General features: G+C 46.8%; 16 protein-coding genes and 1 pseudogene. 6 read left to right on the top strand and 11 right to left on the bottom strand.

The genetic code is table 11. The annotated features are described in order from the left end of the window. Nucleotides 1-208: 208 nt before the first annotated feature. The 3 genes from BM241_RS10210 (at nt 209) to BM241_RS10220 (ending at nt 2,017) form a co-directional block, all read left to right on the top strand. Nucleotides 209-496: a hypothetical protein gene (locus tag BM241_RS10210; RefSeq protein WP_177206154.1), complete on the top strand. Its 288-nt coding sequence runs from the start codon at nt 209-211 to the stop codon at nt 494-496. A gap of 10 nt (nt 497-506) precedes the next feature. Next, complete coding sequence (locus tag BM241_RS10215; protein ID WP_092282703.1) at nt 507-1,241, top strand: ABC transporter permease; 735 nt, start codon at nt 507-509, stop codon at nt 1,239-1,241. A gap of 104 nt (nt 1,242-1,345) precedes the next feature. Beyond that, complete coding sequence (locus tag BM241_RS10220; protein ID WP_025748264.1) at nt 1,346-2,017, top strand: hypothetical protein; 672 nt, start codon at nt 1,346-1,348, stop codon at nt 2,015-2,017. A gap of 10 nt (nt 2,018-2,027) precedes the next feature. Here the strand turns inward: BM241_RS10220 and BM241_RS10225 are convergent, their stop codons facing one another. From BM241_RS10225 to BM241_RS10270, 10 genes and pseudogenes are all read right to left on the bottom strand, one after another. Further along, nucleotides 2,028-2,360: a NifB/NifX family molybdenum-iron cluster-binding protein gene (locus tag BM241_RS10225; protein ID WP_092282704.1), complete on the bottom strand. Its 333-nt coding sequence runs from the start codon at nt 2,358-2,360 to the stop codon at nt 2,028-2,030. Nucleotides 2,361-2,449: 89 nt separating this feature from the next. Further along, nucleotides 2,450-2,833: a DUF5320 domain-containing protein gene (locus BM241_RS10230; protein WP_092282705.1), complete on the bottom strand. Its 384-nt coding sequence runs from the start codon at nt 2,831-2,833 to the stop codon at nt 2,450-2,452. A gap of 312 nt (nt 2,834-3,145) precedes the next feature. Beyond that, the gene (locus tag BM241_RS10235; protein ID WP_025748265.1) at nt 3,146-3,955 is read right to left on the bottom strand and encodes an Mrp/NBP35 family ATP-binding protein; all 810 of its coding nucleotides are present in this window, start codon (nt 3,953-3,955) and stop codon (nt 3,146-3,148) included. Between the two features lie 509 nt (nt 3,956-4,464). Continuing rightward, nucleotides 4,465-5,700 carry a PDZ domain-containing protein gene (locus BM241_RS10240; RefSeq protein ID WP_092282706.1) on the bottom strand — a complete coding sequence of 412 codons (1,236 nt, stop codon included), beginning with the start codon at nt 5,698-5,700 and terminating at the stop codon, nt 4,465-4,467. Between the two features lie 12 nt (nt 5,701-5,712). After that, a complete protein-coding gene (locus BM241_RS10245) occupies nt 5,713-6,957 on the bottom strand; it encodes a S41 family peptidase (protein ID WP_092282707.1) in 1,245 nt (414 codons plus the stop codon). A gap of 184 nt (nt 6,958-7,141) precedes the next feature. Beyond that, complete coding sequence (locus BM241_RS10250; protein WP_025748268.1) at nt 7,142-8,362, bottom strand: murein hydrolase activator EnvC family protein; 1,221 nt, start codon at nt 8,360-8,362, stop codon at nt 7,142-7,144. A 249-nt stretch (nt 8,363-8,611) separates the two neighbouring features. Continuing rightward, the gene (gene ftsX / locus BM241_RS10255; RefSeq protein ID WP_092282708.1) at nt 8,612-9,520 is read right to left on the bottom strand and encodes a permease-like cell division protein FtsX; all 909 of its coding nucleotides are present in this window, start codon (nt 9,518-9,520) and stop codon (nt 8,612-8,614) included. Further along, nucleotides 9,510-10,198 (bottom strand): annotated as a pseudogene (ftsE, locus tag BM241_RS10260) (cell division ATP-binding protein FtsE). Before ftsE ends, ftsX begins: the two are co-directional and overlap by 11 nt. Next, entirely contained in the window at nt 10,195-11,280 is a 1,086-nt protein-coding gene (locus BM241_RS10265) for a helix-turn-helix domain-containing protein (RefSeq protein WP_177206155.1), read from the bottom strand. Before BM241_RS10265 ends, ftsE begins: the two are co-directional and overlap by 4 nt. Nucleotides 11,281-11,398: 118 nt before the next feature. Next, complete coding sequence (locus BM241_RS10270) at nt 11,399-12,514, bottom strand: ABC transporter ATP-binding protein (protein WP_025748271.1); 1,116 nt, start codon at nt 12,512-12,514, stop codon at nt 11,399-11,401. A gap of 345 nt (nt 12,515-12,859) precedes the next feature. On the opposite strand from BM241_RS10270, the gene argC reads away from it, so the two are divergent. The 3 genes from argC (at nt 12,860) to BM241_RS10285 (ending at nt 18,287) form a co-directional block, all read left to right on the top strand. Beyond that, nucleotides 12,860-13,900, top strand: coding sequence for an N-acetyl-gamma-glutamyl-phosphate reductase (gene argC / locus BM241_RS10275; RefSeq protein ID WP_025748272.1), 1,041 nt, complete (start codon nt 12,860-12,862; stop codon nt 13,898-13,900). A gap of 89 nt (nt 13,901-13,989) precedes the next feature. Further along, nucleotides 13,990-14,853: an acetylglutamate kinase gene (argB, locus tag BM241_RS10280; protein WP_025748273.1), complete on the top strand. Its 864-nt coding sequence runs from the start codon at nt 13,990-13,992 to the stop codon at nt 14,851-14,853. Between the two features lie 344 nt (nt 14,854-15,197). Beyond that, nucleotides 15,198-18,287 carry an alpha-mannosidase gene (locus tag BM241_RS10285; RefSeq protein WP_092282710.1) on the top strand — a complete coding sequence of 1,030 codons (3,090 nt, stop codon included), beginning with the start codon at nt 15,198-15,200 and terminating at the stop codon, nt 18,285-18,287. Between the two features lie 193 nt (nt 18,288-18,480). Here BM241_RS10285 and BM241_RS10290 read toward each other — a convergent pair whose 3' ends face one another. Next, complete coding sequence (locus BM241_RS10290; protein ID WP_394328184.1) at nt 18,481-18,675, bottom strand: ferredoxin; 195 nt, start codon at nt 18,673-18,675, stop codon at nt 18,481-18,483. Nucleotides 18,676-18,916: the final 241 nt, after the last annotated feature.

Genomic DNA, 18,916 nt, shown 5'->3' on the forward strand with positions numbered 1-18,916 from the left:
TGGTAGTTGATTAGGAATTTAGCATGTCGTGTGGATTTGTAGGTATTCATTCTAAACCAACCTTCTTAATTCCAAGATTTGGTTTAATTATATCACACTTGGTTCTCAGTTTCAACCCTTGCATTCATCCCCGCCCTACAAGGACGAGGCTTTCTGCAGAATTCTTGTAAACGGTAAAATTGTAAAGACCGGCACGGTGGAACAGCTCATGCAAAACGTACAGGACGAACATATCATTAAACTGAAGCTCAGCAACGATATAAAAAAATTGAAAACCGAAATTGAGAATAGTTTTAAAAATTGTCGGGTAGAGGTTCCAGGGGAAAACTCCTGCCTGCTCATATCTAAAGAACCCATAAGCTTATCCCCCGTTCTCCAATTCCTCGACGTTAAAGGCATCTCTGTCTACGAAGCAAAGGCAATAAAACCAACGCTAGAGGATGTATTTGTCAGAATAACTGGCATTCAAGCCACCGAATTGAAAAGGATGAGGTGAAAAAACAAAAATGAAGACATGGATTGCATTTTGGAATATCTTGAAAAAAGACATGCGTACCTATTACCTCAAACCGCCAAACATAAGCTGGGGAATCATTTTTCCGATTTCATGGACGCTCATGCAGTACATCCGTTCATCACAAAAGGTAGAGATAAAAGAATTGTTACCGGGCCTTATGGCAATGAGCATATTGTTTGGAACCACCTCCATGCTGGCAGTTACAATTACGTTTGAAAGAAGAGGACGTTCGTTTGACAGGCTGTTGCTGGCACCAATCAGTTTAGGTATCCTTGTCCTGGCAAAAATATCGGGGGCAATTTTGTTTGGGATCATCAACGCCTTCGTGCCTGTCGCTTTTGCAGTGTTCTTTGCAGATTTAACCGGCATCAAGTGGGGTACAGCCACTATTGGAGTATTGCTCACCTCAATCAATTCTACGTTACTGGGGCTCTTGATTGCCACATCAGCAAAAGAGGTGTTTGAAGCCCAGACTTTCTCAAATTTCTTCAGGTTTCCCATGCTGTTCCTGTGCGGGCTGTTTATACCACTACAGGACATTCCGGATATACTAAAAGTCGTATCTTTTTGTCTGCCTTTAACCTACGGAGCCGATATGCTGAAGGGAGCAATTACAAGAAATTCTATTATGAGTGTCGAAATCTGCACATCGATGCTTTTGGCCTTTGCCGTCCTGTTGTTTTATCTCTCACAAAGAAATATAAAAAAGAGATGGATCCTGTAGTATTGTACCAGAAATACAACCTGAAATTGCAGCTTGCATCATCGCAATAGCAAAAATATAATAAAAAATGTAAAAAATTTAAAGGAACTGGAAGATGGTCAGATATGGAAATGATATATGTTAGCGTAGATCAGGGAGTACCGCGCTATGTTTACACTGGTTGCAAAAACTGCTCAAGCATCATGGGTATAAGCATGTGCAGCATTAAAAACAGGGGTTGCTGTTATTACTATCCCAAGTTTACTCTTCTGGAGATACAGAGGATGGCCAAATCACTCGAAGGATTGCGAGTCCTGGAGACCATAAGGCGGCTTCCTTCTGTCGAGATACACCCTTTTGAGATTTATGCCAGGGGATACTTTGATGAGGAAGGCTATATAAGATACATGGAAAGCGGGAATAAGATTGACGCAGGAAGTATCCAGGACCATTCCATATTCTTTAAAGCCTGTCCCTTTGTCAAGAGCGGCTATGGCTGTACCCTTCCACCGCGCTACCGGACGTATGTCTGCAACTTCTTCCTGTGCGATGAGGTGATAGAAAAGATAAAAGGCAACAGCTCTTTTGAAGCTTATATCAAAGAAAGGGAAAGATATGTAAGGTGGGTGGAGTGGGAAAACACCTCCTTAAAGGAAATACTCTTTGAAAACAAGCTTGACCTCGTCAAGGACTTTGATGGCACCATAAAGCTGCTGCAGGAGATACCGCTAAATATCTATGATTTCCCTCAACTGCAGCCCATCGTGATAAGTGCAGGGTTCAGCAGGGGAGCTTAACATTTATCTCTCATTCGTGGTGGCAAAAACTCGCTCCGCCTTTAAGGGTGCCTGCAAGGAGCTTTTGTATAACCTCCTCAATGCTGCCCTCCACCCCTGTTATTACATCAATGCCATATTCCTCCAATAATTGAATCGCCTGTTTGCCTATACCACCACAAAGAATACAATTTACACCCTGGTCATGTAAAAACCTTGGTATAAACCCGGGAGAGTGACCTGGATTGTCTATTACCCTACTGGTGGTAACTTTCCCGTTTTCAATGTCTATTAAAACATACTTTTCGCATCTGCCAAAATGAAGAGATACATATCCCTGATCAGTTGGAATCGCGCATCTCATAATTCGACTCTCCTTTCGTAATCGTTAAAGTGATAAAATTCAAAAATTTTGGGAGGGGAACCCCCGGAATTTTCCCCTCCCCAACCGACTTATTTATCGTCTTCTTTTTCAGACTCCTCAATTTCTTTTATCCTGTCCTGGATATCTTGCAGCTGCTGCTTGAGCATCTCAGCCTGCTCTTTCAAGATGTCAATTTCCTTAGGCTGGCCGGCATCGTCATAATAGGGGTATACATAAGGATTTACCCAGCCGCCAAAGGCGGGATAGCCGTAAGCTGCTCGTATCCAGCCAGGAAGGCCGGTAACCCAAAACCAATGCCTGTAGCCTCGTCCCCTGCCGCGTCCGAAAAAGTGCGGGCCAAACCAACCTCTACCGGGTATGGGATTATTGTTTAAAGGAACTATGCAGTATCCTCTCCCTCCACCGGTCATAGGTCCTTGCCCCAGAGGTCCCGTTCCATCAAAGCCGGGCATAAGATACACCCCCTTCTTCCCATTTTTTGAAAATGCAGGTGACAGTAAAGACATATGTAACGCAATTCATTTTTTCACGCAGTCAGCTTTTTCAATTCATCTACAAGCCTGTGCCACATGCCTTTAACCTCATCTGTAAATCGGACATTTCCTGTCTCTACAGGTGTCTTAAAGTTTTTCAACGCTTCGACAATTGCAGGGTCAAACGGTTAAAATCCTGTAACACAAACCGCAAAACCATTTTGAGCATATGCCCTAAATATATTCTATTCATATTATGGGCATATGTCAATAATTTTACGCAAAAAAATTTTAAAACTGCTCCATAAATCTCTCAGCAACCGGTTTGAAAAAGTCGGGATACAGGTGATGTACCAGCTCAATCCGCCCTTCGTCGCCCAGCCGCGTTATATCAGGCACCAGCGGCAGGCTGCCCAGGAAAGGTATCCCTGTCTCCTCTTCCACCTGCTTCCCCTTGCTCCTGCCAAACAGTTCTATAACCTCTCCGCATTTGGGGCATTGCAGATAGCTCATGTTCTCCACAAAGCCCACAACAGGGACGTTCATCGTTTTAGCCATATGTATGGACTTCCTTACAATCAATCCCACCAGCTCCTGCGGCGAAGTCACCACCACTATCCCATCAAGGGGAAGGAACTGCATAACCGTCAGAGGAGCATCGCCTGTTCCAGGCGGCAGGTCCACAAGCAGGAAATCCAAATCACCCCAGTCCACTTCTTCGTAAAACTGTTTGACGACCCCCGATATTATGGGCCCCCGCCATATTACGGGCTGGTCTTCCTTATCCAGCAGCAAATTTATCGACATGACCTCAATGCCTTTAACAGTGATGGCCGGCAGCAGCGCCCCTTCCCTGCTCTTTGCCTTGCCTTTTATGCCGAACAGCTTGGGTATACTTGGGCCGGTGATGTCGGCATCAAGGATTCCCACTCTATAGCCTTTCTCCTTGAGCCATGTAGCAAGCAGCGCCGTCACCGAGGACTTCCCTACCCCTCCCTTTCCGCTCATCACCGCAATCACGTGCTTTATATCGCCGTAGGGGTTGGTCGACTTAGGGATATTTCCATGCCCTCTGTTTGGATTTTGCGTTTCCTGTGACATACACAATCTCCTTTCCTCGATCTTGCATTTATCTGAAATTTTTGTTAAAGATAGAAAGACAGGTATTGTCCTTTTATGTGTAGTTTAACCCCTTGGGTATTCAAACTATAAATCATCAAATCTCAACTACCCATATGTAAGTCATCAAAATTATCACTCTGCTAGTGAACTCATAAACCGCATGGTCATTTTCTCTTAAACTCACCAGGATAAACAATTTTCTTCCCTATTCAAGGCTCAATACTATTGATACAATACTCTCTCCGGTAACAAACATTGCGGCTACCCGTGCAAAGCAAAACTTATTAGCATATGCCAATTATATTCTAGCCTTATTCTGTCAATCTGTCAACAATATATCAATAATTATCAGCTTAAAAATCAGCCTGTCAGTGCTACATTATACTATTGTAGCCACAAGAAAAGCGCCGCTCACCTTCCGATTGAAATCAGAAGCAATCCAACAGGACTTTTGTAATTGCAAGCTAAAAAAATAAAAGAGACACGGCTTACTGGCTCTGTGCCTCTTTCATACTATGTCGTATTCGCTTCCATAGCCTAAATATAATACCCTTTTGTTCATCCACACGGAAGTATCTGCCGGTGGTACGCGGAACGAATATAATACCAAGGTCCTCTATGGGATTCTGGTAATCCTGGTATTCTAGGGTCAACACCTTATCCTTACGCCTCACTTCCACCCATATGAAGTACATGCACTGGCTCAAAACCTCATGCAACATATCCTCGCTGTTTATATCCCTGCCGTTTAGCCTCAGCAATATATCCCCGCGCTGTACGCCCATCTTTTGGGCCGGAGACTCAGGGAGTACCTCAAGAACCCTAAGCCCCCTCCATGGCACCGCAAAAGCCGGCTTGCCCCGCATCTGCCCCCGTTTGCTTAAAATGATGAGCAGCTCATGAAACAGGGGCGCACTCACCGCTGCAACGTATTTCACCCAGTAAACCCGTGATGAAACCACAGCCATGATTAAAATGGCCGTGCTGTACACCCCCAACCAGAACCCCGACTCCCGCGTCCTTTCGTTCGGCAGCTGGGTTATGGCAATGTCACCGTATCCCAAAACAGCGACGATGGGCAGAAGGGCAAACACCTGCGCCATGTTTTGAGGCTTAAAAAGCGGCCACCAGTCAGGCATGGCCACACCACCACCCGAGGCCAGGCTGGCACCGGCTTCCGGAATAACCAGCACCACCAGTGGTATGGGCCACACCTTTTGCATGAGGTATGCCCCCACCGGCTTAAACATCCTGTGCTCTATCCATACAGGGAGGCTGTCCTTGTAGCCATCCAGTATGATAAGCAGGCTCTCCATGAGGTGCAAGATTCCCACAAGAGCAATTAAAGACGACACGTCTACTTTAGGCCAACCCGTAAGCAGGCTAACCAACGAAACTATTCCCCCGGCATAGGAAAAACATATATACCTTTGATTGAACAACATCAAGAAAAGCGCCAGGGGCCAAATAAAAAGTATGGCATTGTAATCGATGGCAATGCCAATCAGCACTATGAGCACGCTGGCCATCAGCCCCACAAGCATGCCATACAGCACCACATCGGCCAGCTGGGTAGACACGGGATTGCGCAGAACGCCCAACCATGACTCTTCCAGACGCGCATTCCTCTGAATATACAGATAAGCCACCATCACAATGCCTATAAAGAACAGGCTGGTTATAGCCTGCGCAAAAGAAGAAAATATAAGCTTTACTAAGGCCAAACCAAAGACCCCCTACTTCTTCTCGTTAAGCATCTTCCTTATCTCCTCAATACCCTTTTGCAGCTGAATATCAAGTTCCACGGGTAGTTCCTTACCGGGATTTTCTCTTAAGAACTTCTTGGCCTCCTCGCTCAGGTCAACCTCGACATCCGGTACGACGCCTTTTTGATGTATATCCCTTCCCTTTGGAGTAAAGTATTTGGCCACCGTTATCTTGAGAGCCGACCCGTCCCTGAAGGGACCGCGCAATCCCTGAACCAATCCCTTGCCAAAGGTGGTTTTACCGATTATAGTGCCTACACCATAATCCTGAATAGCACCTGACAGTACCTCGGAAGCGCTGGCGCTGTATTCATTGACAAGCACCACCAAAGGGATACCTAAATATTCTTTGTCTGAATAATATTTTTCGCCTCTTCCCTGGCGGTTTTCGCTGTACACGATTAACCCTTCGGGCAGCAATATATCGGCAATTTCAGTGCAGGCCTCCAGCAGGCCGCCAGGATTGCCACGCAAATCCAAAATAAGCCCTTTCATCCCCTGACCTTTAAGCTCTTCAATAGCATTCTTGAAATTCTTTGGCGAGTTTTCGTCAAACTGGTACAGCCATATATAGCCGATTTGGCCGTCTAACATCCTGTATTCCATGTCAGGAATCTCGATAACCGCTCGTTCCAGAGTAAAATTAAGAGTCTGGCCATCCCGTAAAATGGTAATATTTACCTTCGTTCCCGGCTCTCCTTTCATCATGCTAACTGCCTTCTCCAGTTGGCTCCCGTCCACTTCCACGTCCTCAACCTTGATGATCTTATCCCCCTGCTGTATTCCGGCTTTGGCAGCGGGGCTATCCTTAAAAGCCCTGACGACGGTTATGAGGTTGTCTTTCTCATCCACCGTAACCATAAGGCCCACGCCCGCGTAGCTCCCCTGCGTCTGCACGATAAATTCCTTGTACTCCTCCGCGGTAAAATAAGTGGTATATGGGTCGCCCAGAGCGGCTGCCATGCCCTTTATAGCGCCAACAAACAGCTTATCCTGATCAGGCTCCTCTATATAGTCCCTCTCAATGGCCTGTCTCACTTCTTCAAGGGTCTGATACTTTTCAAGCAGCTGATACACTTCCCTGCTTACCACATACCTGTTTCCAGTTTGTATGTCGATATACTTGCTGACCTGAAAGGTTAAAAAGGACGAAAAAAATGCGGTGATGACGATGATGACGACTGCGCCCCATGCAGCGGCTTTCTTGCTTATCATCTAAGAATATTCCTCCTTAATACTGAATACAAATATTGTCAACATGAAATTATATATACTTAGATTTTGGCTTTATTATACCATCTTCTCCGGACTTTTCAAAATACTTTTTTAAATTTTTTAAAGAGAAAACCAAAGGCCAGAGAAGAACCAGCTCTTCTCTGGCCTATATACTGAGTGCGGCTCACCGCCCCAAATACGGTAGAGGATTAACAGGCACCCCATTCTTTCTCACCTCAAAATGCGCATGGGGACCAGTGGATATACCCGTGCTGCCCACCTTCATCACCGGCTGCCCTCGTTTTACCTGCTGCCCCGCCGATACTAGGATTTGCGAACCATGGGCATAAAGTGTGGTTATACCTCCTCCATGTTCGATTATTACGCAGTTGCCGTAGCCGCCGTACCACCCTGCAAATATAACCGTTCCATCAGCGCCGGCCACAAAATTCTGGCCGTATATGCTTTGCCCGCTTCCATAATTTGAACCTATATCTATGCCCGTATGTAGCCTTCTGGTACCATAAACAGGGTGTACACGATAACCAAAGGGCGAGGTTATAGTATAAAACCCTGGAACCGGCCACGCCAGTATCCCACCTGTATATTGACTGCCGGTTTGTTGTTGGCTGCTGGTATCCCCGCCTCCTCTAGACTGGGCCTGCCTTTTACGCTGTTCCTCCAGCTGCCTGAGCAATTGTTGGATGGTCTTTTCAAGTTCCTTTGACGTTCTTTCCAGCTCCTCCAAGTCGCGTTTATAACGCTCTTCCTGCTCCTTCAATTGCTGCAACAGTAAGCTCTGCTCCTTCTTCTTTTGTTCGATCTCCGCCTTTTGTCTGGCTACTGCCTGCTTTTTTTGTGTAAGCGATTGCTCCAATTCCTCCAGTTCGGCCCGCTTTTTATCCACCTGATCCCTGTACTGTCTCATCTGGTCAAGAACCTGGATATCAAAAGCTATCAGCTGCTGCACCATGGACATTCGATCCAAAAACTCGTTTATGCTTTTCGCTTCCAAGAGCAGCTCCAGATATGAAGGGACCCCATTCATGTATATGGCCCTTATTCGATCAGCCATCAGCTTTTCCTGCTTTTCGGCCTCCTCAATAGCCCTCTCAAGCTCCTTGCGCGTTGCCTCCAGCTTCTCCTGCGTAGATTGCAGCTCTTTTTCAAGCTTATTTAGCTCCTGTTCCTTTTGTTTAAGCTGCTTTTCTATATCCTGCAGCCTGGCAGTTACCTCATTTTGTTGTTGCTTGACCTCTTCCAGCTGCTCTTCAGTATTCTTTATCTCTTCATTGACTTCATTGAGCTCCTGTTTCTTCTCATCGATGTTGGAAGCCGCCATGGCGGTAACCCCTGTAAAAACAAACAAAACAACGCATAGCAATGCAACAACCCTGTATCGCATCCCCTTCACCCCCATACGCGTTTGTTCATGTTTACAGCATCTACACGTTGTCTTTCTGCACTTGACAGCAGAGCAGCGGGATTGACAAACCAGCCATCATCTATGTCTTGATATCCATCAGCTCGATTTGTCCGCCATCATATCTTACCATAGCAAAAATACCGGCAAGCCCGCTTGATAAGCATGTCCACCTTTTGATCAAAAAAATCATATGAAGTAGGGCATAATAGTAGGGCACAATGCCAACATTTATACCCTCAAGTGCTTTCTGATGGACAGGCAGCTGGCCAACACGCCCACACATGCCCCCACCAGCAAAGAAGCTTCAAGGACATACAGCATTACTTCATTCAATGGCAGCAGTTTAAATATCCCCAGATATCCCCACCTCATGTTTATATAGCTGCTCCTGTCAAGCAGGTATTTATATCCTAAAGCCACAACTCCTGTGGCTATTATGCTGCCCATCACTCCCAGGATGAGCCCTTCGATTATAAAAGGCCAGCGGATAAACCAATCGGTGGCTCCAATGTACTTCATGATCCCTATCTCTCTTCTTCTGGAATACACCGTCAACCTGACGGTATTGCTGATGATAATGGCAGCCACACTCGCCAGGACAGCCACAAGGCCCATGCCCACCAACCGGATAGTCCGTGCAAGCCATTCTATAAACTCGGCCACCTTGCTGCTGTAGTTCACCTCTTCAATGGCAGGGATCCCTTTTGCCTTTTCCACAATAGCATTCACGTATTCCGGCTTTTCTATTTTAACCAAAAAGGAGTCGGGCAAAGGATTGTTCTCTCCGGTATACCCGTCCAGCAGGTTTCCCTTATCGCCCAGCTGGCGCTTCCATTCCTCAAGAGCCTGATGCTTGGAGACAAACTCAACATCGTAAACGCCTTGCCAGCTGCTTATCTCATTTTCCAAACCGGAGCGTTCACTGTCGGTCACGCCGTCTTTCAAAAACAGAGTAATCTCCATCTTGGATTCCACTTCTTTCATCATCACATCCAGGTTGACAACGATAACCAGTATAAGCCCCAGGACGATCAGCGCAACCATTATGGCAGTGACTGACGCCAGCGACATGACGCGATTGCGAAGGATATTTTGGAACCCGTGATAAACAAAAAACCTCCAGCTCCTAAGGCTCATCAAAATATCCCCCTTCCTGCTCGTCCTTGATCAAAACCCCCTTACGGAATTGAAGCACCCGTTTTCGCATGGCGTTGACGATGCTCTTGGCATGAGTGGCCATGATTACGGTAGTCCCTCGACGATTTATATCAGATTTATTATTTTCATGATCTCCATGGCAGTTACAGGATCCAGATTGCCGGTGGGCTCGTCCGCGATGAGAATTGAGGGATTATTCACAAGGGCCCTGGCAAGAGCCACCCTCTGCTGTTCGCCGCCCGACAGCTGATGTGGGTAAGCATGGGCTTTTGAACCCAGCCCTACCATACTCAATACAGCTGGCACTCTCCTGCGGATCTCCTTTGGAGAAGCCCCCACGATCTCCATGGCAAAAGCCACGTTTTCATAGGCCGTCCTGTCGGGGAGCAGCCTGAAGTCCTGGAACACCACTCCCAGCTTGCGGCGATAATACGGAATTTCCTTCCTCCTTAAAGATGATAAGTCAACGTCATCCACAATTATGCTGCCAGATGTGGGCTCAATCTCCTTAAGGAGCAATTTTATCAGCGTGGTCTTACCTGCGCCGCTAGCCCCCACTATAAACACAAACTCGCCATTTGCAATTGTAAAGTTTACATTTGATAGCGCACACAGACCATTTGGATAAACCTTTGTCACATTTCTAAACTGTATCAAGAGTAACACTCCCGTTTCTGCTTCTCTAGCATCATCATTATTTTGAATGTAACCGCATCATGAAAGTTTCTCAGGTCAAGCCCCAGTGCTTTTTGTATCTTGTCCAGGCGATACACCAGGGTGTTACGGTGAATATAAAGCTGCCTGGCTGTCTCGCTCAAGTTCAAATTGTTTTCAAAAAATTTATTAATGGTGGTTATCATCTCTTCATTGAGCACTTTTCTGGCTTCTTCGTTAAAAATCGCTTCACAGTATTTCTGTGAAATTTGCAGGGGAATCTCGTGCAGAAACCGCTCCAGAAGCAAGCTGTCATATCTGTATATTCGACCGGTCACGTCGTACATCAACCCTACTTCTATGGCCTGCATGGCTTCAAGGTACGATTCCCTCAGCTCAAAAATGCTGGGCTTGGTCTTGCCTATTCCAATGCAGATCCTCACGGTGATTTCATTGAGTATGGTCTCTTCCATAGCGGCTGCCATCTGCTCCAGCTCATCCTCATCCATCTCGTCAAACACCAGTTTAACCAGTATTACGGTTCGGCTGTCAAACAATATCAGAATATCTCCCTGACTTTTGGGGAAGACCTTTAAAAGCAGCTTGTAGACCTGTTCGGCTTCCATGCTGGCAGTACGTATGACGAATACACATCGCGCCACATCGGGCTCCAGCTTATACTCCCGAGCCAACTCCTGAAGTTCAAGGTCGGACACCTGATCCAGTATAATCCTGCGCACAACCTCTTCTCGATTAAGCTTCTGTATATTGGACTTCAAGTACAGCTCAATGATCGATGCAATCAGCATGCAGTAATTTCTCGTGACCTTGCTTACACCATCCATGGCTATAAAATAAGCTATGGTCTTATCAACGGTGAACCTCATATAAGTCCTGCCATTGTGGACAAAGGTGAGCTTGCCGTTTATGGCATCGTAGTCCCTCACAACCGGCTCGGCCTGTCCCACTCTCTTTCTGTCGCTACTGGCCACAATCATCCCTGCTGGATCCACGATATCGGTCGTTACCTGGATGTTACGCGCTACCTTGTCCAGTATCTTTTGCATCCTCTGTTCGGTTAGCATAATATTACCACCCAAATATAAGTATAACATGAATTCATGCAATAAAAAAAGCAGAAATATTATCCATTAAGACAATATTTCTGCTTTTTTACAAAAAATCCTCTTTTTTTTAAGAAATTTATCTGAGCAATATGGTCTCTTCTGTATCCTTATCAAAGAAGTGCAGCTTGTTGGTATCAAAGGCAATCTTGATGGTATCGCCCACTCTTGCCTTGGACCTCGGGTTAACCCTTGCCACCAGGTTCCTGCCCGATACCGTCAGGTACAGATAGGTCTCAGAACCCAGGAGCTCTACAACATCCACATGGGCCTTTACGGTGCTGTCTGCAGCGCTGGCCAAGAATATCTCCTCATCATGGAGGTCCTCAGGACGAATACCCATTATTACTTCTTTACCAATGTAGGAAGGATCTTTAAATTTCCTTACCTTGCCTGCCGGAACCTTGATCTTGTTGTCCTCAAATACGGCGTATACGTCATCGCCCTCTTTTACCAGATGCACATTGATGAAGTTCATCTGCGGGCTACCGATAAATCCTGCTACGAACAAGTTGACGGGATAGTCGTACAGGTTCTGAGGTGTGTCTACCTGCTGGATGAATCCATCCTTCATGACAACAATGCGCGTACCCATGGTCATAGCTTCGGTCTGATCGTGCGTTACGTAGATGAAGGTGGTTTGCAATCTCTGATGCAGCTTTGTAAGCTCGGTTCTCATCTGCACCCTCAGTTTTGCATCCAAGTTGGACAACGGCTCATCCATCAAGAACACCTTAGGTTCACGGACTATAGCACGTCCTACAGCCACCCTCTGTCTCTGTCCACCCGACAGAGCCTTGGGCTTTCTATTCAAGAGATGCTCAATATCCAGCATCCGTGCGGCTTCCCTTACGCGCCGGTCTATTTCAGCCTTTGGTACCTTCCTGAGCTTGAGACCGAAAGCCATATTGTCATACACTGTCATATGAGGATACAGAGCGTAGTTCTGGAAAACCATCGCTATATCCCTGTCTTTGGGAGCCACATCGTTGACCAATCTATCGCCGATGTAGAGTTCCCCTTCTGTGATCTCCTCCAGCCCAGCAACCATACGCAGTGTAGTAGTCTTTCCACATCCAGAAGGGCCTACCAGAACTATAAACTCCTTATCAGCAATATCAAGGTTAAAATTGCTTACGGCAGTGACCCCTCCTGGATATACCTTAGACACGTTTCTAAAAGTTACGCTTGCCATTTAAACCCCTCCATAATAGTATTTTCCGCACCCCTTGGATGCAAAGCTTAAAAATTAAATATCGACTATGATTATATTATAATGTCTCCAGAACAATCTGACTATAGATATTATTAACAAAAAAACCACAATTGTTTTTGAGAGTATTGCATAAATGTTTAATATCCTTCTTCCACATCAGTACTTTATCACTTATCACGGCCCATTTCAATAAAAAACTACTATATGGAACACATCAGCTATGAGGAGCAAAAATTTTTTAAAGCACATTCAATATGTTGTATTTTTATGCAATAATATGTATAATTATAACATATCCATTAAAAATCAAAGGGGGGCACAGCGTTGATCAGGGTTAGCGTTGTCGGCGCAACTGGATATGCCGGAATAGAGCTGGTGAGGCTGCTCTACTCCCATCCAAAGGTGGAGCTTGTGCATCTTGTATCCCAGAGCTTTGCTGAACAGCCCATATCCGACATATACCCAAATTTCAAAGGGCTGCTTGACAAGGCGTGTAGCCAGCTTGACATCGACAAAATCGCCAAAGAAAGCGATGTCGTATTCACCTCGCTGCCCCACGGGATTTCAAACCAGGTGATCCCGGCTTTGTACGAAAGGGGTAAAAAGGTAATTGACCTAAGCGGCGATTTTCGATACAAATCAGCCGAAGTATATGAAAAGTGGTACGGCATCCGTCACATGAGCCCAGACATGCTGCAAGCGTCTGTGTATGGGCTTCCGGAATTGCACAGGGATGAGATCAAAACAGCCAGGCTGATAGGCAACCCCGGCTGCTATCCCACATGTGCCATACTGGGGCTGGCTCCACTGGTAAAGCAGGGGCTAATTGACTTAAATTCCATCATCATTGACGCCAAATCCGGAGCAACAGGTGCGGGCAGGGAGCCGTCACAGGCCCTTCACTTTTGCGAAGTGGATGAAAACATAAAAGCGTACAAGGTGGCAACTCACCGCCACACCTCCGAGATAGAGCAGGAACTCAGCATACTGGCCCAAAGGGAGGTCGCGTTATCCTTTACCCCGCATCTTTTGCCTGTAAAACGGGGGATTTTGAGCACCATATACGCCAATCTGAAAAAATCGCTGACCTTTGGAGATGTTTACAGCCTGTACAGCGAGTTTTACGCCGGCGAGCCGTTTATAACCCTTCACCAGGAAGGGAGCCTTCCCGAGATAAAGCACGTCAACGGCTCAAACAACTGTCACATCGGGTTTGTGGTTGACAGGCGCACCAACCGGATAATAGTCGTGGCAGCAATAGATAACCTGATAAAAGGCGCAGGGGGACAAGCTGTGCAAAACATGAATATACTGTTTGATCTGGACGAGACCACCGGGCTGCGAAATCCTGGATGGTACCTCTAAAATAGGATATTTTAGGATAATCAAAATTTTCAGCCCAAATAAGAAGCCAATATATTTATAGAGAAAGCTTAGGGGAGAGGAGAACGATTATGGATACATTAATTCACAAGGCCAACATCTTAACCGAGGCCTTGCCTTATATACAGCAGCTCAGCGGCAAAACCGTTGTTATAAAGTACGGCGGAAATGCCATGATAAGCGACGACATAAGCCGTACCATCATGCAGGATATCACCCTTCTCAAATACGTGGGAGTAAACCCAATTGTGGTGCACGGCGGTGGGCCCGAGATCACCAAAATGCTTGAGGCTTTAAACATCCCATCGAAATTTTACAAGGGACTGCGCATTACAACAAAGGAAGCCATGGAAGTAGTGCAAATGGTACTGACGGGAAAGATCAACAAGGATATAGTATCCCAGCTCAATTTCCTGGGGGGCAAAGCCATAGGCCTGTGCGGGAAAGATGCTAACCTAATAGAAGTAGAGCCCATGGAACCCATAGATGGAGTAGACCTGGGCTATGTGGGGAAGATCAAAAATATAAACTGCAAAGTGCTGGAGATACTGGCAAGGGATGAGTACATCCCCGTAATTGCCCCCATAGGCGTAGGCCCTGACGGGCACAGCTACAATATAAACGCCGATACGGTAGCGGGAGAGGTGGCTGCGGCTCTAAAAGCCGAAAAGCTGATATTTCTCACCGACGTCGATGGGATAAGGAAAGACCCACAAGACCCCGAATCAGTCATATCGGTCATAACGGTAGAAGAGGTGTACGACCTGATAGACAAGGGTATAATCACCGGCGGCATGATACCAAAGGTAAAGGGGTGCATAAAGAGCATTGAGCGGGGCGTCAAACGCACTCACATAGTCAACGGCACCATCCCCCACCCTATCCTTCTTGAGATATTCACCGATAAAGGGATTGGCACCATGGTGACGCGGTAAAATTCAGAAATCCATCAAAAGCAGTCATTGCAATGACTGCTTTTTTGCTATATCCTATTTAGAGAAAAACTTAAGTGCCGTATTAATCTTAAACTTTTGCACATAGCCGGTACCAAATCGATTTGACGAAATGCTATTGTAATATCTTTACTTTGCTATTATAATTTAACTTAGCTATCTAATTCTAGATGTTGCAGTATCTCTCCACCAGCAATCCCTCATTTTAAACACGAAACGTGGAAACAGCCGAAGCAAACATTTAACTAAACCGTTGGTAGGCCATATTCCTAAAATCGTCTAGGATGGTAAACACAAATAAAAAAGTCAGATGAGGTGATATCATCATGTCTTTAAGTCCTGAATGGAGACACAGGATACTGAGCTGGAAAAACGAGCTCACCCGTCATTTCTACATACCCCTAGGTGAAGTTGAGTGGGAAGGGTTTACCACAAAGCAGCAGCTCACCTACAGGGAAGCGTTAAAAGGAAACTTTTCTCCCATGCCACAGGGTACAAGATGGGGTGCAAAGTGGGAATACGGTTGGTTCAGGAGCACTATAACCCTGCCAGATGAAGCAGCAGGCAAACGCATCGTGCTGAAAGTCGACGTTGGTGGAGAAAGCGCCATATATGTGAATGGCAAGAACGCAGGAGCAAAAGACAATGAACACCACGAGGTCACATTGACCATGAACGGGGTTCCGGGGCAACAGTATGAGATACTGGTAGAGGCTTATGCCGGTCACGGCCCCAGAGTAGCCAGCGTAGGCCCTACACCGCCGGGACGCATCACCGTTCCCGAACCCGGCCCTACCCAAGCTGTAGTGGGAAAGAGCACCTATGGCATCTGGGAGGAAGAGGTCTACCAGCTGTGGCTTGATGTGCAAACCCTGTTTGAGGTCCGCGAAAACCTGGATCCCAATTCATTGAGGGTGGCCGAAATCGACGCCGGCCTTAAAGACTTTACTTTAATAGTAGACTTTGAATTGCCATATGAGGAAATGATGAAAACCATTCGCGCCGGAAGGGAGCGTTTAAAACCCCTTTTAGAGTGCGTTAACGGCTCTACTGCTCCCATCATGTTTGCATTCGGGCATTCACACATAGATGTGGCCTGGCTGTGGCCGCTGGCCGAAACCGAGAGAAAATGTGCCCGTACCTTTGCAACCCAGCTGGCTTTAATGGAAGAATATCCGGAATACAAGTTCTTGCAGAGTCAGCCTCACCTTTACATGATGGTGAAGCAGCGCTATCCTGAGCTTTACGAAAGGATCAAGGAAGCCGTCAAAAGGGGTCAGTTCATCCCGGAAGGCGGAATGTGGGTTGAGGCCGACACCAACATATCCGGCGGCGAAAGCCTGATCAGGCAGTTCATACACGGGAAACGCTTTTTCAAAGAGGAGTTCGGCATAGACAGCCAGCTGTGCTGGCTCCCCGACGTATTTGGCTATTCAGCCGCTCTCCCTCAGATCATGAAAGGATGTGGCATCAAATATTTTTCTACCCAAAAGATATTCTGGGGCGCATACACCGGCGGTGAACCGTTCCCCTACAACACCTTCATATGGGAAGGAATAGATGGCTCTGAGATTTTGGTGCACCTGCACAACGACTACAACTCCCATACCAACCCGGCTACGCTGATTCAGCGCTGGAACGAGCGCGTCCAGAAGGATGGGATATCCACGCGCCTGCTTCCATTCGGCCATGGAGATGGCGGCGGTGGCCCAACGCGCGACCACCTGGAATACTTAAGGCGGTGCAAGGACCTGGAAGGAGTACCCAGGACAAAGATATGCCACCCATTGGAATTCTTCCACGACCTTGAAAAGCGAGGGTTCCCCGAAAACAGGTATGTGGGTGAACTTTACTTCCAGGCACACCGCGGCACTTACACTTCCCAAGCCAGGACCAAGAGAGGCAACCGCAAGAGCGAAATAGCCCTCAGGGAAGCTGAGATATGGGGAGCAACCGCCAGAGCGCTTAAAGGATACGCCTTCCCGCTTCAAACCGTGGACCAGGCATGGAAGACCGTGCTGCTCAACCAGTTCCACGACATCTTGCCGGGTTCATCCATCCAAAGGGTATATGAGGAAGCCGAAGCAGATTATGAAAGGGTAATCTCCACCGCCAAAAAGATAGCAGAAGAGGCCGCTTCCAGCCTGTTGGAACGAGCATCGGAAAAGGCAATTACGGTATTCAATTCCCTCTCATGGAATAGGACTGCCATAGTGCCACTGCCCAAGGAATTTAAAGGCGCTGTGCTGGCCGACGGGCAGCCCTTGCCGGTTCAGCAATCTGACGATGGCCTGCTAGCCGAGGTCGAAGTGCCCTCCTGCGGATGGATTACCCTGTATCCCGGAAATGGGAAGGCAATCGAAAGTGCCCTCAAGGTTACCCCGCATTCGATGGAGAACGAGTTTTTGCGCATAGAGTTCAACGATAAAGGCGAAATAGTGAGCATATTTGATAAAGAGGCTGACCGCGAGCTTGCCGCCGGGCCTTGTAACAGTTTCAAGATGTACAAGGACGTTCCCAGCCACTGGGATGCATGGGATATCGACAGCATGTATAGCTTAACGCCGGTTGAGCTGAATGAGCCCGCTTCGTTTGAGGTGGTATCCCAAGGCCCTCTGATGGCCATTCTCAGGGTCAAAAGGAAGTTGCACAATTCCCTCATGACCCAGGACATCATCTTGCGGCGCAACAGCAGGCGTGTGGACTTTGTGACCACAATTGACTGGCAGGAATCCCACAAGCTGCTGAAAGTGGCCTTTCCGGTAAATATTCATACAAACGAGGGCGTACACGAAATACAGTTTGGCCACTTGAAACGCCCCAACCACAAATCGCGGCCGTTTGATGCTGACCGATTTGAGGTGTGCAACCATAAATGGACGGCCCTTATGGAAGAAAACCGTGGGTTTGCAGTGTTAAACGACTGCAAATACGGAGTAAACACCCTAGGCAACAGCATCAACCTGACGCTCCTTAGGGCACCGCTGGCACCCGACATGAACGCCGACAAGGGCATCCAGCACTTTACCTATTCGTTCTATGCATGGAACGGTAGCTTTGCGAAAAGCGACGTAATCCGCGAGGCATATGACCTCAACTGTCCTGTGATGGTGGTCAACGGCGCCGCTGAAAAGTCTGCTTCGCTATTCTCGCTGGACGCCGCCAATATAATCCTTGAAACCGTTAAGGTGCCCGAAGATGGCTCAAATGATATAATACTGCGGCTGTACGAATCCAAACGCACGGCCACGCGTTGCACCCTGTCGGTAGCATTCCCCATTGCAGGAGCCGAACAAACCGACATGCTCGAAAATACCGAAAAAGAGCTGGTAGTCCGGGACAACAATATAGAACTGGACTTCAGGCCCTTTGAAATCAAAACCGTACGCTTAAAGGTGTCCAAAGCGGAGCAATGACGAATGTATAAAGCGGGATATGAACTGTCCGGTTTTTCGCAATACAAAGTATTAAAAACATATATAGGGCGGTTTATAAAACAGCACCACCGTTAATCAGACAAAAAGAGAGGGGACATGAGCTGTTTAGAATCCCCTCTCTTTTTATGCAAATTTTCCCGAGCTTATATATCACCCTGTCAGACAGGCTGCACTATGCGTGTTTAATGGCCCCTGTTGGACAGCTGTCCATGGCTTCCTGCACGTCCTGTTCCAGCTCGGCCGGTACATCGGTGGCTATGGCTTCTGCCTTATCATCGGCATTCCAGTGGAATACCTCCCCACATGTGCTGATACACAGCCCACAGCTTATACAAAGGTCCTGATCAACGGTTACCTTCAACTTCATTCCTCCTCTTCATCATTTTGTTGAAATTCCCTATATATTTTTCCCATAAGTCCCTATTTTGATTTATACTTTTTAAAGGCGGCGGGTGTCCATATATATTTAAAATATATATACTTAAAATACAGATCAACGGATTATATTTTTAACTGTTGTTATTCTGTGATAATGTCATATTGAAATTATTCTGATATAATGTCATACATGAGAGAGGAGATATTCAACATGACACAAAAAGAAATGA

This window comes from Caldicoprobacter faecalis, assembly GCF_900115765.1.
Classification (GTDB): Bacteria; Bacillota; Clostridia; order Caldicoprobacterales; family Caldicoprobacteraceae; genus Caldicoprobacter; species Caldicoprobacter oshimai.

What these genes read in the sequence shown, in the direction of transcription:
- BM241_RS10210 (WP_177206154.1), top strand. Translation starts at nt 209, where the DNA reads ATGCAAAACGTACAGGACGAACATATCATTAAACTGAAGCTCAGCAAC.
- BM241_RS10215 (WP_092282703.1), top strand. Translation starts at nt 507, where the DNA reads ATGAAGACATGGATTGCATTTTGGAATATCTTGAAAAAAGACATGCGT.
- BM241_RS10220 (WP_025748264.1), top strand. Translation starts at nt 1,346, where the DNA reads ATGGAAATGATATATGTTAGCGTAGATCAGGGAGTACCGCGCTATGTT.
- BM241_RS10225 (WP_092282704.1), bottom strand. Translation starts at nt 2,360, where the DNA reads ATGAGATGCGCGATTCCAACTGATCAGGGATATGTATCTCTTCATTTT.
- BM241_RS10230 (WP_092282705.1), bottom strand. Translation starts at nt 2,833, where the DNA reads ATGCCCGGCTTTGATGGAACGGGACCTCTGGGGCAAGGACCTATGACC.
- BM241_RS10235 (WP_025748265.1), bottom strand. Translation starts at nt 3,955, where the DNA reads ATGTCACAGGAAACGCAAAATCCAAACAGAGGGCATGGAAATATCCCT.
- BM241_RS10245 (WP_092282707.1), bottom strand. Translation starts at nt 6,957, where the DNA reads ATGATAAGCAAGAAAGCCGCTGCATGGGGCGCAGTCGTCATCATCGTC.
- BM241_RS10250 (WP_025748268.1), bottom strand. Translation starts at nt 8,362, where the DNA reads ATGCGATACAGGGTTGTTGCATTGCTATGCGTTGTTTTGTTTGTTTTT.
- ftsX (WP_092282708.1), bottom strand. Translation starts at nt 9,520, where the DNA reads ATGAGCCTTAGGAGCTGGAGGTTTTTTGTTTATCACGGGTTCCAAAAT.
- BM241_RS10265 (WP_177206155.1), bottom strand. Translation starts at nt 11,280, where the DNA reads ATGCTAACCGAACAGAGGATGCAAAAGATACTGGACAAGGTAGCGCGT.
- BM241_RS10270 (WP_025748271.1), bottom strand. Translation starts at nt 12,514, where the DNA reads ATGGCAAGCGTAACTTTTAGAAACGTGTCTAAGGTATATCCAGGAGGG.
- argB (WP_025748273.1), top strand. Translation starts at nt 13,990, where the DNA reads ATGGATACATTAATTCACAAGGCCAACATCTTAACCGAGGCCTTGCCT.
- BM241_RS10285 (WP_092282710.1), top strand. Translation starts at nt 15,198, where the DNA reads ATGTCTTTAAGTCCTGAATGGAGACACAGGATACTGAGCTGGAAAAAC.
- BM241_RS10290 (WP_394328184.1), bottom strand. Translation starts at nt 18,675, where the DNA reads ATGAAGTTGAAGGTAACCGTTGATCAGGACCTTTGTATAAGCTGTGGG.